The sequence below is a fragment of the Prodigiosinella confusarubida genome, from assembly GCF_002847015.1.
GTDB classification, from domain to species: Bacteria; Pseudomonadota; Gammaproteobacteria; order Enterobacterales; family Enterobacteriaceae; genus Prodigiosinella; species Prodigiosinella aquatilis.
Window position 1 is genome coordinate 2280309 of record NZ_CP025085.1, and the last position, 15525, is coordinate 2295833.

At 52.1% G+C, this 15525-nt stretch carries 3 protein-coding genes; 2 read left to right on the top strand and 1 reads right to left on the bottom strand.

Annotated elements, in window-relative coordinates; all coding sequences use genetic code 11:
- The first annotated feature begins 7 nt into the window (after nucleotides 1-7).
- Nucleotides 8-1345 (top strand): collagen-like triple helix repeat-containing protein, encoded by a 1338-nt coding sequence (locus CWC46_RS10570; protein WP_021016616.1) that lies wholly within the window; start codon nucleotides 8-10, stop codon nucleotides 1343-1345.
- Here CWC46_RS10570 and CWC46_RS10575 read toward each other — a convergent pair.
- Nucleotides 1326-1565, bottom strand: coding sequence for an acyl carrier protein (locus CWC46_RS10575; RefSeq protein ID WP_021016615.1), 240 nt, complete (start codon nucleotides 1563-1565; stop codon nucleotides 1326-1328). The two genes, CWC46_RS10570 and CWC46_RS10575, sit on opposite strands and share 20 nt — an antisense overlap.
- A 193-nt stretch (nucleotides 1566-1758) precedes the next feature.
- Between CWC46_RS10575 and CWC46_RS10580 the strand changes: the two genes are divergently transcribed.
- Nucleotides 1759-15501, top strand: coding sequence for a type I polyketide synthase (locus tag CWC46_RS10580; RefSeq protein ID WP_021016614.1), 13743 nt, complete (start codon nucleotides 1759-1761; stop codon nucleotides 15499-15501).
- Nucleotides 15502-15525: the final 24 nt, after the last annotated feature.

Here is a 15525-nt window from a genome sequence, read left to right on the forward strand (position 1 = left end):
ACAAATCATGATGTTGAAGACGAGAGACGCTAATTTACTGGATCATTTCCCGGGCTTACCCAGCTTTGATGATTTTTGCCGACACTATTTCGGGGTGTTGCGCTGGTCGTCAGCCGCTTTTCCAACCGCCAGAGTGGATACTGGTGAAAATGACGATGTAACCTGGTTGTCCAGGGATGTCCGTTTCCCCAGCTGGATTAAGGCGACTTACTTTCTGGTGGAAAATGTAGCATTGCAAAAGTCTCTTGGTGGCATTAGTGATGATATCTATCAGCAGGAGAGGCTGGTGGATCATGTGGTAACCCCGCTTCCATGGGACTCAGGCTGTAACAACTTTGCTGCGACCACAGCGTTAACTACGGCGCAAAAACATGCTATTTGCCAGGCGCATTCGGCCTTTATATTTGGTAATAGCCAGCATGTTGCCAGCTACCAGCAAATTATCGATCTGGTGCATTATCCCTGTCACTTGGCCATTTTTTCTGGGCAACAGCTAATCGTGCGCAAAGGCCACCCACTGATCACCAAAGCTCAGTATGACGGTGAACCCGTTGTGCTGTTTTTCGATCAACTGTTTCTTGAGTCAGGGGCGGTGATTAACTGTTTAGCCGACACGTCGATTTACGTGCGTGAATTGATCCAGTTTGCAGGCGAGATTAGCAATGTTGTCACTGAGGCAGATTTGGCCAATGTAGAGCCGGTGGTGATCCAGAGCCTGGGGGAAGACGGGAAGCCAGCAAAGCCGGGAGAGGCAGGGGCCCACGGACAGGATGGCCAGCCTGGGCAACCGGCTCAGGATGGCAATATGTGCTGTGCCATGCCGGCGTCGATGGGCGGCCAGGGTTCCCCCGGTTTTCCTGGCAAACATGGCGGCAACGGCTCACGCGGTGAAGATGCCTTTTATATGGTACTGAAGGTTGGTTATCTCCACGCCAGAGTGGCATTAAGCAACTATGGAGGAAACGGTAGTGACGGTGCTGAAGGCGGCGACGGCGGTGATGGTGGTGATGGAGGAAGCGGTGGTGCACGATCCCGGTTTTGCCCTGCCGGTACGGTGGGGTTGGGCGCGGTCGGAGGAAACGGGGGGAATGGCGGCAACGGCGGTAATGTTGGCGATGGCCGCAATATCTACATTACCTGCTGGCGCTATGCTGAAAATAGCTGTTTTACTGTGCTGTCATCACGACAAAAGCCGGGCCGGGCGGGAAAAGGTGGTTCAGGTGGAAAAGGAGGATTGCCCGGGGGCATCGGTGGCCAACCTGGTGTTCAAGGGGAAAATGGCCAGCCGGGGCGACCATGCAAAGTCTTCGAGAATATGCAACTGCTTAAGCCAGCTTATGACTAATATAGCGAAACAGATGGTTTATCGTGTTGAAATTTTCTATATCCAGCTCCTGATTTTGCACGGTAATAGCGAAATTTTTTTCGACAAAATTGACCAATTGCAAAGCAAATATGGAGTTAACCCAGCCTTGGGTAAAAATGTTGTCGTCATCCTGAATGTCAACATCGTGAATATGCTGAGAAAGAAAGTCTTTCAACTGGGATTTAATCATCGCTGTCATGTTAATTGCACCATGATATTACTTTTGGTTTTCATGGTAGTCCGTATTGAATTAATTGCAAAGATGTAAGAATTAAAATAGCGACATGCAGACCCACTCCCCAGCGGTAAATACGGATAAATAGGACGAGTGAGCGTGGTGGCTTTTATTTAATACATTATTTAATGCGTCATTCAGGTAACAGAGGCATCGCATGGATAAAATAAACGCTGGTCATCTTCTTGATAGCCTGTTCGCAAGCGCAAAAAGTGAAAAAGGGATGTTACTGTATGACAGGTTTTTGCAACCACGCTTTATTTCTTACGCGCAGTTATTACGGGATGCCAGTGTGCTTTGCCAAAGCCTTGGGTGTCGTGGCGTCCCCAAAGATTCACAGGTCATTATCCAATTAAGCGATAACCTGCAATTTCTTACCTCGTTTTGGGCCTGCCTGCTGGGTGGTTACGTGCCGGTTCCGTTATCCTGCGTGGCCAGTAGTGAAGCGGCAAAAAAGTTATGGCAGGTTTTCCAACAGAGTGAACGTCCCGTTATCCTCACCGGCCTATTACAACGAGAAAATATTGCTACATTTCTTGGTGAGCGATGTGAGCCACAGGACATTGAACGTATCCGTAAAGCGGTGCTGATAGTTGATGAACTGGTAGCTAATAGCCCATCGGACGGCGTTATCTTCCCAGACAACCATCGGCAGAAAACCGCGTTTATACAGTATTCATCTGGTTCCACCGGTGAACCGAAGGGCGTGGTACTGAGCCATGAAAATGTGCTCAGTAATATCAAGGACATCGGCGAAAGAATACGCATTACCGAGCAGGACAAGACGCTCAGTTGGCTGCCTTTAAGCCATGACATGGGGCTGATTGGCTTTCACCTGGTTCCACTGGTATTTGGTTGCGATCAAGTCATTATTGAAACAGCCAACTTTATTCGCCGCCCGGCTTGTTGGCTCGAACTTGTCAGTCAAACTCGCGCCAGTATTACCGTTTCCCCCAACTTTGGTTTGAAACATCTATCCAAGCAGGTGCCGCCAGAGAAAATAAGCCCGTTGCAATTGGCGTCTTTACGGCTGGTATTTAACGGTGCCGAATCGATTTCTTATCAGGTGTGCCGCGACTTTCTAGCGGTATATGAAGATCATGGATTAAATGCAGACTGTCTGTTTCCTGTATACGGACTGGCAGAGGCCAGCCTGGCGGTTACCTTCCCTCAACCCGGCGCCAGCCTGACGGTCACTACGTTTTTGCGAGAAAGCCTGGTGCCAGGGCAAACGGCAATTGCCCTGTCTGGGACAGAAAACCAAGAGCGTCATGATGCAATCACCCTGGTGGCGGTGGGCACGCCGCTTGCCGGTTGTCGTGTGAATATTATTTCGCCGCAGGAACACGTCTGTGCCGATGGACAGGTGGGCTACATTGCAATCAAAGGTAAAAATGTGACCCGTGGTTATTACCGAGCGGAAAAAGCCTTGGGCAACAAGTACGGCTTGAATACTGGAGATCTCGGTTTATTTTATCAAGGCCAACTCTATATTACCGGGCGAGCCAAAGAGTTATTTTCAATCAATGGGCAAAATTATTACTCAACTAATCTTGAGCAGTACATTGAGTCATTGGCTATCCAAGGGGCAGAGCATACTGCCGTTGTGGGCGTAATAAATGCGCAGGGCCAAGAGGAGGTTATTTGTTTTGTGCGCTTCAAAGGCGCACCGGCTGACTTTATCCCGTTGCGCCGCGAAATATCCGCCGCTATTGCGGAAGCGTTTCATATGGAAATCTCCCATATTCTGCCAGTAAAACAGTTGCCAAAAACCACCAGTGGGAAATTAAAACGCACACTGTTGCAGCAACAATATCTCAATGGGCAGTTCGCCGATATTATCCAAAACCAGCACGATGCTGATGAGCGTTCGAGCCATAAATATACCCCTCAGCAGATCGCAGAGTCGATTTTATCGTTATTCAAATCATTGCTCAGTGAACAATCGATCGCTATAGATGATAATTTCTTAGAGATTGGTGGTGATTCAGCCTTGGCATTACGCTTAAAAACCCGCCTCAGCCAACGGTTTTCCATCGAATTGGAGGACAGCGTATTATTCAAATACCCAACCATTCGTGCCCTTAGCCATTTTATCTGGCAACGATTGACGGGAAATAGCGAGGAACAACCGCCAGCCGCAAATGGCCCAACGCGCGATACCGTTCAGGATATTGCCATCATCGGCATCTCGTGCCGGTTTCCCGGTGCCAGGAACAGTGAAGAATTCTGGCACAACCTGAGCAACGGAGTGGACAGTGTCAGCCATTTCAGCCAACAAGAGCTTGCGGACAGCGGTATTCCTGAGCAGTGGCTTGCCAGGGAGAACTACATCCGAGCAAAAGGAATTATCGACGACAGCGACTATTTTGCTGCCGGATTCTTCAATTATTCACCTTCAGAGGCGGAGAAACTGGATCCGCAAATGCGTTTTCTGCATGAATGTGCCTGGGAAGCGTTTGAGTATGCAGGATATGATCCGATTAACTATGCTGGTCCGATTGGCGTCTATGTGGGAGCTTCACCCAATCCTGCATGGCAGGCCAAATGGCAATCCGAAGGCTCGCAGGATGCCCGGCATTTTCTGGATACCCAGTCGGCGGACAAGGATTTTTCCGCTACCAGGCTCTCCTACAAATTAAACCTCACGGGCCCCAGCGTCACCCTGTATACCGCTTGTTCCACCGGTCTGGCGGCGGTAGAGATGGCCTGCCAGGGGTTGCTGTCCGGTAGCTGTGAGATGGCGCTCGCCGGTGCGGCTTCGGTATTGCTCCCCATAAAGCGCGGTTATTTTTACCAGCCGGGGATGCTATTTGCTCAAGATGGCGTTAATCGTAGTTTTGATGCCAAAGCCAGCGGCAGCGTTTTCAGTGATGGTGTTGGCCTGGTGCTGCTAAAGAAACTGGATCGGGCACGGCAGGACAACGACAATATTCTGGCCGTGATCAAAGGCATCGCGATTAACAATGACGGGCAGGGAAAGGCAGGATATACCGCACCGTCCATGCAGGGGCAGGCGCAGGTGATCTCGGCGGCGTTGCAACTCTCTGCGGTGGATGCCGAAACCATCAGCTATGTTGAGACGCACGGCAGCGCCACACCACTGGGGGATAGCATTGAGATTGATGCGCTCAAGCAAGCCCTGGATCGGCCAGGAAACGTCACTCTGCCCCAGTGCGTGCTGGGTTCAGTAAAAAGCCAGGTCGGGCATATGAATACCGCCGCCGGTATTGGTGGTTTGATTAAGGTGGTGCTGATGTTGCAGCACCGTCAACTGCCCGCCAACTTGCACGTCAACCAGGTCAATCCAAATTTACAGTTGGAGAACAGCCGTTTCTATATCAACCAGCAACATCGCCCCTGGCAGGGCAGTGTGTTGCGTGCTGGCGTCAGCTCTTTTGGTATCGGTGGAACTAACGTCCATGCCATTCTGGAGCAGGCGCCCGTTGCGACCTGCAACACCGAACCAACACGACCGTTGCTGTTTTTGCTGACGGCCAAGACGGCACAGGAGCTGGGTGCGCTAAAAGCGCGCATGCTGCAGTATATCAGCCAACAACCTTCTGCGTTGCTGGCCGATATTGCCTATACCCTACAGGTAGGCAGACATCATTTCCCCTTCAGAAGCTGTTTTATTTGCCAGACCAGGCAGGAGGTCCAAGACTATTTGTCAGGGGTACTGCCAGCCCGTCAACAACAAGTAACGGACGCTAAAATCCATCAGGTGCAGGGCCAATTAGAGCAGACGTTACTCTCGGCATCGGGCACACCGGCTTTCGCGGAGCAGTTGCAGCAGTTGGCAACGGGATGGCTGGCCGGTGCCCGCATCGATTGGTCCTTATTGTACTCAAATCAACAACATCGGCGTCTGCCTTTACCCACCTATCCCTTCAGCCGTGAATGTTATCCGCTCACACTAGAGGTTCCGGCGAGCCATGCAGAGAATGCGAAACAAACCTCGGTGCCGCAAAGTATCGATATTTATTGCTATTACCCGGAGTGGCGGCTGGCAGAACAAACTGCGCCACAACCGGATGCCTCCCTGTTGGCAGACGGGGTAATACTCATTACCCAGCCAACGACGCTTGCCACCATGTTGGAAAATGGTCTGAAGGATATCGGCGTAAAAAGCCTGGTGCTGGCACAGGACAGCCTGGTCACTGAGGCGGATTACGACAACGCTTTCGCCCGCATTATTGCCGAGCAGGGGCATTTACCCAAGCTTATCGTGCATCAGGCCAATATCGTTGAAAACCCGCTGACAGAGCAGGACAGCTATCAACGGTTTATCTCAGCTTACCAGCGGGTTTGTTTACTGTTCAAAGCGTTGCAACCGTTGTGCCATGAGCACCAGCTACAAGTGCTGTTGCTCAGTAACAGCCTGGCGGATGAGTTTGATTTTTCCCCCGAGCTGGCCGCCATCTCCGGGCCGTTACAGGCCATTCACCCAGAGGCGGGGAATATACACACCGGCGTATTGGAAATTGACTGGCCACAACCAACAGCCCAGGTTGCCGAACAGCTAAAACAGCAGTTACTGGTGGAAATTACCCGGCCGTTCGACAACAGCGGACAAAAAATTCTGTTGCGCGGCCAACAGCGTTGGCTGCCACAGCTAAGAGAGATGATTACGCCGGAATATAATGCCGCTGTTCCAGGGCTGAAAAAACGGGGAGTTTACGTCATTCTGGGTGGATTAGGCGGGGTTGGTTATGCATTAGCGCAGTATTTGGCGCAACAATGGCAAGCCACCCTGATATTGATCGGTAAGACGCCGTTACCGCAAGCGGCGCAATGGGATACCTGGTTAACTGACCACGGCCACGACGATCGTATCAGTATCAAGATTCGCCAGGCACAACGGCTACGGGGATTGGGGGCCACGCTATGGACACTGAATGCCGATCTGGCAGATCCTCGCCAGATAACAGACGTATTTAGTCAAATTTATGGTCGTTATCCCCAGATTCAGGGGGTGATTCATGCTGCCGGCGTTGCGGACGGTGCGCTAATCGTCAACCGTCGGCTTGACGCTGACCGTGCATTCTTTTCCAGCAAGGTTCAGGGGACGCTGGCGCTATCCCGGATACTGCAATCTGCGCCGCCGGATTTCCTGTTATTCTGTTCTTCTATCGCCGCCGTTTTGAACTTGCCGGGGCAGGCTGCTTATATCTCGGCCAATAATTTCATTGATGATTTCTGTCGCTACTTTTCTCAGCGGATCGTCAGTAAAGTCGTTGCTGTCAATTGGGATCACTGGCGCGATCTTGAATATTCCACTTTCAATCAGCACGATATTTTCAACCGTATTAGCGAGCAGCGGGTCGGTTTAAGCGCCGCGCAGGCGGGGCAGGCATTATTACGAGCATTGGCGGCAGAACAGTCCCAGATCGTCATCTGCGCCGCTCCCTTTTCCACCAGACAGGCGCAAATTCAGCAGGTTATCAACGCCGTCACGAGCCATTCTCAGGTTAATATCCGTCCAAGGCCGACGCTGAATGTCAACTATGTAGCCCCTGGCTCTCACGAAGAACAACGGCTAGCGACGATTATTCAGAAGTTCACTGGGTTGCAACAGGTTGGCATACATGACAACTACTTTGAGTTGGGGCTGACGTCGCTGGATATTTTCCAGATCAACCAAAACCTGATGCTGCAATTGGGCAGAGAGTTGCCCATTACCGCATTTTATACTTACCCGACAATACGGCTTTACGCCAATTTTCTGACCAGCAATGAAGCACCACTTGCTCCGCCAATCCACCGGTCGACACCGCCTCATGCCGAGGCCGGCGGCGGCATCGCCATCATCGGTATGGCTGGGCGGTTCCCCGGCGCAGGCAATGTCGAGGCATACTGGCAAAATCTGCTTGCCGGTATTGAATCCGTGCAATTTTTCTCACGAGAATCACTGTTGGCCGCAGGTATCGACCCGCTGTTATTGGACGATCCAAACTATGTTAGTGCCAAAGGCTATCTGGCCGATACCGACTGCTTCGATCACGAGTTTTTTGGGTTTTCGCCCAGGGAAGCGCAAGTGCTGTCGCCACAGGTGAGACTGACTTATGAGTGCGTCTGGAGTGCGCTGGAAAATGCCGGGTATCCGCCAGACAGTCACGAATTGTCCATCGGCTGCTTTTTGGGGGCGTCACACAATACCTATTGGGAAGAGCAGGTCAAACACTCTGCCGAAGGCGACAGTCTGGGCGAGTTTGTCAGCACGTTGCTCAGCCACAAAGCGTTTATGGCGACCCGAATCGCCCACAAACTCAACCTGAATGGCCCGGCCATCAACCTGTTTACCGGTTGCTCCACCTCGGCAGTTACGGTACATCAGGCTTGTCAAAGCCTGATGGCGGGCGAATGTGACATGGCGGTAGCGGGCGGGGTATCGGTGGAGTTCCCTGTCATCTCTGGGTATCTCTATCAGCCAGGTATGTTGTTTTCTCAGGATGGCCATTGCCGTTCTTTTGATGAACAGGCTTCTGGTTCCTGTTTTGGCGATGGTGTGGGCATTGTGGTGCTCAAACCGTTGCATCAGGCGCTAGCCGATGGTGATGTTATCACGGCGGTGATCAAAGGTTCGGCGATTAATAACGATGGTGCAATGAAAGTAGGTTATACCGCCCCCAGTGTTAAAGGGCAGGCGGCGGTTATTGCCAAAGCGCAGCACAATGCCGGTATTGTGCCCGATAATATCGGCTATGTTGAAACGCACGGTAGTGGGACCCCGGTCGGCGATCCTATTGAACTGACTGCATTAAATTCCGTTATCCCACGGCATTCCGATACGGAAGCGCCTTGTTATATTGGCAGCGTGAAAAGCAACATCGGCCATTTAAATACCGCTTCCGGCATCGCGGCACTGATCAAAACGGCCAAAATTATTCAGACCGGGGAGATCCCGCCCAGCCTGCATCTGACACAACTTACCTCCAGATTTGATTTTGCCAATAGCAGGCTGACAGTGTGTACGCAGCGGACACTATGGCCAAAGATTGCAGGCCCAAGACGAGCCGGTGTCAGTTCGTTTGGTATTGGCGGTACCAATGTCCATCTGCTGCTTGAAGAGGCACCACCGCAGATTGCTGCCCCGACGCAAGAGAAGGCTGGTTGTCTGCATCTTCTGCTGTTGCAGGCGAAAAACTTATCGGCATTACGGCAAATGGGGGCTCAACTTATTACCTTTTTGCAGCAGCAATCCGTTTGTCTGGCGGATCTGGCCTATAGCCTACAGGTGACCAGAACGCCGATGCCATGGTGCAGAATGGTCATTTGTCACGACAGGCAGGATGCCATTTCGCAGCTGCGGCAGGAATGGGAAACGCTGGAATTCATCAGGCAATGTGAAGACAGGTTTTACGTTTCTGTCCCCAGTACTGCCAGAACGGAAAACGCCATCGATCTTATGTTGTACCACCGTAATCTGCGGCAAGAGACCGAGCAAGTTCCTCGCTTACGGCAGTGTTTGCAAACCTTGCAACAGCAGGTGGGTGCAACCTTTCGGTTACCGTCAGCATCAAGTATTGGCCGCCAAATCCTGCCGTTACCCACTTATCCATTTGCACGTATAAGCCACTGGCTGGGAGCACAGCCAGCCGTTTCGCTAAAAGCAGAAAATGTAGAACAAACGCACAGTTACACGCCAATGTGGCTGGCTGACGGGGCCGTGACCGCCTGCGAAGGGGAAGGGTGTTGTTTATTGCTGTGCCAGCAGCAAGGGTTGCAAGGAAGCAACTTGCAGCAACGGCTATGGGCGAGCGGTATGCAATCGTTGTTGGTGACCCATGGTGAGAAAGCTGGGCAAGACTCGGACGATAGTTTTACCGCCTGCTTTAGCGATGTACAGCAATTGACGGCCTGTTTTCGCAGACTGAAGCAGGCATCGCGGCTACCGAGGACCGTGGTGCACTATGGCTCTGGTGAAAATAGCGAGGACGCCCAGAAAGCATTATCAGGGCTGGTCAATATCATCCGGGCTTACAAGGCGGTAGACGGCGACGCAGAGCTGAAGCTGTTAATCATTACGCAATATCTTTACAGCGATAAAGGTGGCAGTGAATCGGCTTGTCAGGCGGTTAAAACCGGCTTTGCGCGGGTCATCAATCAGGAATACCGGGACATTCATTGCCAGCTTGTCGATTTTGAATCTGACAAGGTAGCCGATATTGCCGCTGGCCTGCTGTTTGAACTGGCTAACCCAAGCGGCCAGGTTATTGTGCTTTACCGCGAAGCACAGCGCTGGTTAGCGCACTGGCAGTCCAGCAGGTTAACCGGCCAGCAGTCCCCTGGCTTCCGCCAGGGTGGGGTCTATTTGATAACCGGGGGATTAGGCAATATTGGCTTCGCTTTGGCACTGCGCTTAATTCATAAGTTTCAGGCAAAAATCGTCATTATTACGCGTTCCGACGGGCTCAGTGACTATCAGCAACAACAGTTGTCGGGCAAGCAAAATAATCTATTGATCTGCCAGGGGTCCTGTGCCAACCCGGATCAGTTGCAACAGTCAGTCACTGAGGCCGAGCAGGTTTTTGGTCCGATCCAGGGTGTTATTCACGCCGCTGGCTGGGCGAGCGAAGAGTCGGTCAGTGTTATTGAGAATATGGATGAGGCGTTCATCCGACGCCATTTCAATGCCAAAGTGGCAGGAACGCAGGCGTTGGTTCAGATATTCGCTGACAAGTCGCTGGATTTTTGTCTGTTGATGTCATCGATCTCCGCACAGTTAGGCGGGATTGGCATGGCGGCCTATGCCGGTGTTAATCACTATCTGGATTGCATGGCCCGTTATCAGAGGAGTAAGGGGCTCCCCTGGATAAGCGTGAACTGGGATCGGTGGCAAGGCGCCAGAGGCTGGAACAATGCCTATTTAAAACGGGTGTTGGGGGAGCGGCAAATAGCCGTTGAACATGGGTTGGATTGCATTGAGCACATTGTGCAGAACACGGCAAATTGCCAGCTACTGGTGTCCGGCAAAGATGTGCTTGGGCAACTCAATACTCAGAACCACATTTCCATCGCGTCGGCGACAGTGGCCGACGAAACCAACGGCTTACCGTTACGGGTCAAGGACAGAACCCATCTCAATAGCCGGTTTGTCGACGCCCGAAACCCGCTGGAACGGTTGATCACTGATGTTTTCGAGGAGCACTTCGGTTTTAGCGGCATCAGTATCCATGATAATTTCTTTGATTTGGGGGCCTCCTCCGTGGATTTGGTGCGGCTGCACCTGAAGCTCAACAAGCGGGTAGATACGCCGCTGACGATTGCCAACTTTCTCAACTATCACAGCATTTATACGTTAGCGCGATTTATTGAAGGGGATGCGGCAACTGACGAGCCTCAACTGTCTGGCGATGACCCAGAACCAAACGCTGATGAAAGCACCAAGCCGGGGGATAGTACCCCTCCGTCCGTAGCCGACGAAATGGATATCGCCATCATCGGTATGGCGGCTCAATTTCCTGGCGCACCAAACATTGATACATTCTGGCAAAACCTGCTGGCGGGCGTCGAATCTATCAGCCGATTCAGCCCGCAGGAATTGCGCAGCGCTGGCGTGCCGGAATCCTTGACTCGTGATCCCAGCTATGTTCCGGCCAGAGGCATACTGCCGGAGTCCCAGTCGTTTGATGCTGCATTCTTTGGCTACAGCTTCAAAGAGGCGCAAACGATGGACCCGCAAACCCGCGTAATGCATGAATGCGCCTGGCGAGCCCTGGAGCATGCCGGTTACGATCCACAGGGCTATGCAGGAAAAATTGGCTTATATGCCGGAGGGGGGCCGCATCCCTATTGGTCGTCTGTTTACTCATCCGCTGTGGTCAGGTCTGATAAACCCTCTGAACAATACGCCACAGTACAGCTCTCTGATAAAGATTTCTCCGCCAGCCGTATCGCCTACAAACTCGGTCTGAAGGGCAATACCCTCAGCGTTTTTACTGCCTGCTCGACCGGGTTGGTCGCGGTACATCTGGCAGCCAGTAGCCTGTTGCAAGGGGAATGCGATATGGCGCTGGCCGGTGGCGCTTCGGTGTGGTTGCCACAGAAGATGGGCTATTTACACGAACAGGGCATGATACTGTCAGCTGACGGGCACCACCGGGCGTTTGACGCGCAGGCTTCTGGGTCTGTTTTTAGTGATGGCGTCGGCGTCGTATTACTAAAAAAACTGACCAGGGCCATTGCCGACGGCGATTCAATCCACTGTGTGATTAAAGGTACAGCAATCAATAATGATGGTAACCGTAAGTTGGGATACACGGCGCCCAGCGTGGAAGGCCAGGTCGAGGTAATCAACGGGGCGTTAGCCAGAGCGCACATCACGCCGGCACAGTTAAACTATATCGAAACACATGGCAGCGCCACATCGTTGGGCGATGTGGTGGAAATTGAAGCATTGAAAAAAGTTTTTGCTGGCGATAATAACGTTGGTGCTGCTTGCGTATTGGGCGCGGTGAAAAGCAATATTGGCCATACCAACAGTGCTGCTGGTATGGCCGGCTTGATTAAAACGGCCCTGGTACTGAAATACCGCCAAATTCCACCCACCCTCCACTTTCACGAGCTTAATCCCAATATCAATTTGCAAGACGGTCGGTTACAGATAAATTCGACCTTGCAGCCGCTGTCAGGCGGCGTGACGTCCTGTTTCGCCGGGGTGAGCGCCTTCGGTATCGGTGGTACCAACGCACATGTGATTTTGCAGGGATACGAAGATCGCACTGTTACGGCAGACAGCGCCGGCCCCTGGTTATTGCCGTTGTCAGCCAAATCACCTTCGGCTTTGGCCGCTGCCAGCGCTAGCCTGGGTGATTATTTGCAGCAGAACCCGGCGATTAATATGGCCGATGTAGCTTATACATTGCAGGTTGGTCGTCCGCATTTTGCATATCGCACTACGGTGATGTGCCACTCTCTTCAGGAAGCGATTGACGCATTTACCGGTACCGGGGCTGGGAACATATTGTCAGGCCATTGCAAACGGGGTCCGCAGGCGATCGCTTTTATGCTGCCCGGGCAAAGTGCGCAATACATCAATATGGGAAGGGCGTTGTATGACCGGGAGCCGCTATTTCGGCAGGTGATGGATGCCTGCTTTAGCCACTATCAGACAATGACTGGCGAGGATATCGCTGAGGTGCTCTATCCGGCGCATCATGATATCGTCGCCTTGACCAACACTGCGCTGAGTCAGCCATTGTTGTTTATGTTTGAATATGCGCTTGGCCAACTGTTGATCGGCAAGGCTATCCGGCCTTCGTTGCTTATTGGCTATAGTTTTGGTGAATATGCAGCGGCCTGTATTGCGGGTGTATTCAGCTACCAGGATGCGCTGGATCTGATCATTATCCGTGGACGGCTGATGCAACTCATGCCGGCAGGTAAAATGCTCAGCACGACGCTGGCAAAAGAGCAGCTTATTCCGCTGTTAAGCGGTTCGTTATCCATTGCCATCGAGAATCCATCCAGTCTGATCGTCAGCGGTCTTGAAGCCGACGTGCTGAAACTGGAAAAGGCGCTTAAAACACAGCGTTGTTTTTGCTTCCCGGTAGATATCCATCATCTGGCGCATTCCCCGCTACTGAAAAAAATACTGCCAGCGTTCAAGGCGGCGTTGGCTAACGTTCGTTTTCATGCGCCACAGATACCCTATATTTCCAACGTAACCGGTAAGCGGGTGACTGCCGAGCAGGCAACGAGCAGCGATTTTTGGTGCCAACATCTTACGCAGACGGTGAAATTCAGCCAGGGGCTGGATTGTTTGCTCGAACAGGTTGAGGGAGTGGCGCTTGAGCTAGGCCCAGGGCACGATTTGAGTGTCTTGCTGCGTTCTAAAGCGCCAACGGCCACTCGGCTTGTGGCCATCAATCTGGTGGCTAACAAACATGAAGCCGTCGATAGCTATGGGTACTTTCTGGCAAAAATTGGCCAGATGTGGTTGCACGGCGGCGTTGAAGACTGGCAGATACTTCATTGCGAAGCGAGAAAACGCATTCCACTGCCGGGATATATATTTGAAAAACAGTTTTTCCCACTTGAGCCGTCTATTTTGTCAGAAACCGCTTGGCAGGGCGTCACCAAGACGATCCATAAAACACCAGAATTACAACAATGGTTTTATCGCCCGACTTGGCGGCCGCTCGCGCTCGCGTCAGACGACGCGGGCACGCCGCCGCCAGCGGGCTGTATCCTGGTGTTTATGGATGACATCGGTGTCGCTAGCGAGGTATGTAGCATACTTTCCGCGCAGGGACATACGCCGATAGCGGTAGCCAAGTCATCTTCTTTCCGTCAATTCGGCGAACGTAGCTTTGCCATCAACCCGGCGTGTTTGCAGGATTATCTTGACCTGTTTTCCGCCCTGAGGGGACGCTTGGGCGAGGATCTACAGCTGTATCACTTTTTTAGCCTGGGCAAGCCAGAGGATCCCCTTGATGCCGATGATATCGCTCCAATGATGTCTGTCGGTTTTTACAGCCTGTTGCATATTGCCAACGCGCTGGCAGAAACAACCAACCTTCGGCAGGTGACGCTTAGCGTCATCAGCAATCATCTATATCAGATCGCTGCCGAGCAGCACACAGCCGGTGCGAAAGGTGCGTTGCAAGCCGCCTGTCTGGTCATTCCGCAAGAACACCCGCATATTCAGTGCCACAGCATTGATGTGATGGTTCCTGACCACCCGAGACAGCGTTCCCGGCTGATCCAGCAGCTATGTCGTTTCCTGATGGCGAAAAGCTCACGGCCGGCAGCGGCGATACTACGGGACAACAGCCTATGGGGCCGGAGTTACGAACGGCTAGCCGCCAATGCGGCTCAAACTGCAGCGACACCGATCCGTAAACGGGGCGTATACCTTATTACTGGTGGTTTTGGCAGTATCGGCCGGTTGCTGGCAAGTCACCTGGCAACCCAGTATCAAGCCAGTGTGATCCTGAGTACCAGGGGAATGGATGACAATACGGAAAAAGGACGAGAGAAACACCAGTGGTTACAAACGCTGAGAGCGTCGGGAGCACAGGTTGAGATTATCTGTGCCGACGTGACAGATTATCACGCGATGGAAAAAGGGCTGGCTGTGGCCGAGGAGATATGTGGTGCCGTTAACGGTGTCATACACTGTGCTGGCTTGGTCGGTCAGATGTATCTGAAGCCGACGGCGAGTTTAACTCCGACAGATTGTGAGGAGATATTCTCCGCCAAAATAACCGGTGTTCAGGTGCTTGCCGCCCTATTTGAAGGTAAAAAACCGGACTTTTGTTTGTGCATGTCGTCGATCTCCAGCGTGTTAGGCGGATTGGGGCACGCGGCTTATATCGCCGCCAATATTTATATGGATTATTTTGTACAACAACAAAATCTGACTGCCGATTTTCGCTGGTTAAGTGTCAACTGGGACGGTTGGCAAACTGAACGTATGCAAGCACAGCGTGAAGGGGTAACCATTACCCAGGACAAGTTCGCCATGTCGCCAGCCGAAGGGATCGCCGCCTGTGAGTGGGCGCTGGCACAGAACGAGACGGATTTGCTGGTACACTCCACAGCTGATCTTGACGCGCGTATTAAACAGTGGGTAACGCTGGATAGTCTACAGGATCAACCCCGGTCCGTTTTCCCCAGGCCTCAGTTGGATACGCCATATGTTGCACCGGAAGATACCTTGCAGCAGGCATTGTGTACCATGATGCAAGAACGACTGGGAGTGGATAAGATTGGCATCAATGATGACTTTTTCCAGCTGAATATGGATTCGTTCATTATTGTGCAAATAACCAACATGATAAAAAAGCAGCTGAATGTCGATATTCCGGTGGTGACATTTTATAAATATCCCAACATCAATGTGCTCTCTGCCATTATTCAGCAGTTGGGATATGGGCCTGAAAATAATGGATAACGCTCAGGGACGTCTTTAACTGGT

What these genes read in the sequence shown, in the direction of transcription:
- CWC46_RS10570 (WP_021016616.1), top strand. Translation starts at nt 8, where the DNA reads ATGATGTTGAAGACGAGAGACGCTAATTTACTGGATCATTTCCCGGGC.
- CWC46_RS10575 (WP_021016615.1), bottom strand. Translation starts at nt 1,565, where the DNA reads ATGACAGCGATGATTAAATCCCAGTTGAAAGACTTTCTTTCTCAGCAT.
- CWC46_RS10580 (WP_021016614.1), top strand. Translation starts at nt 1,759, where the DNA reads ATGGATAAAATAAACGCTGGTCATCTTCTTGATAGCCTGTTCGCAAGC.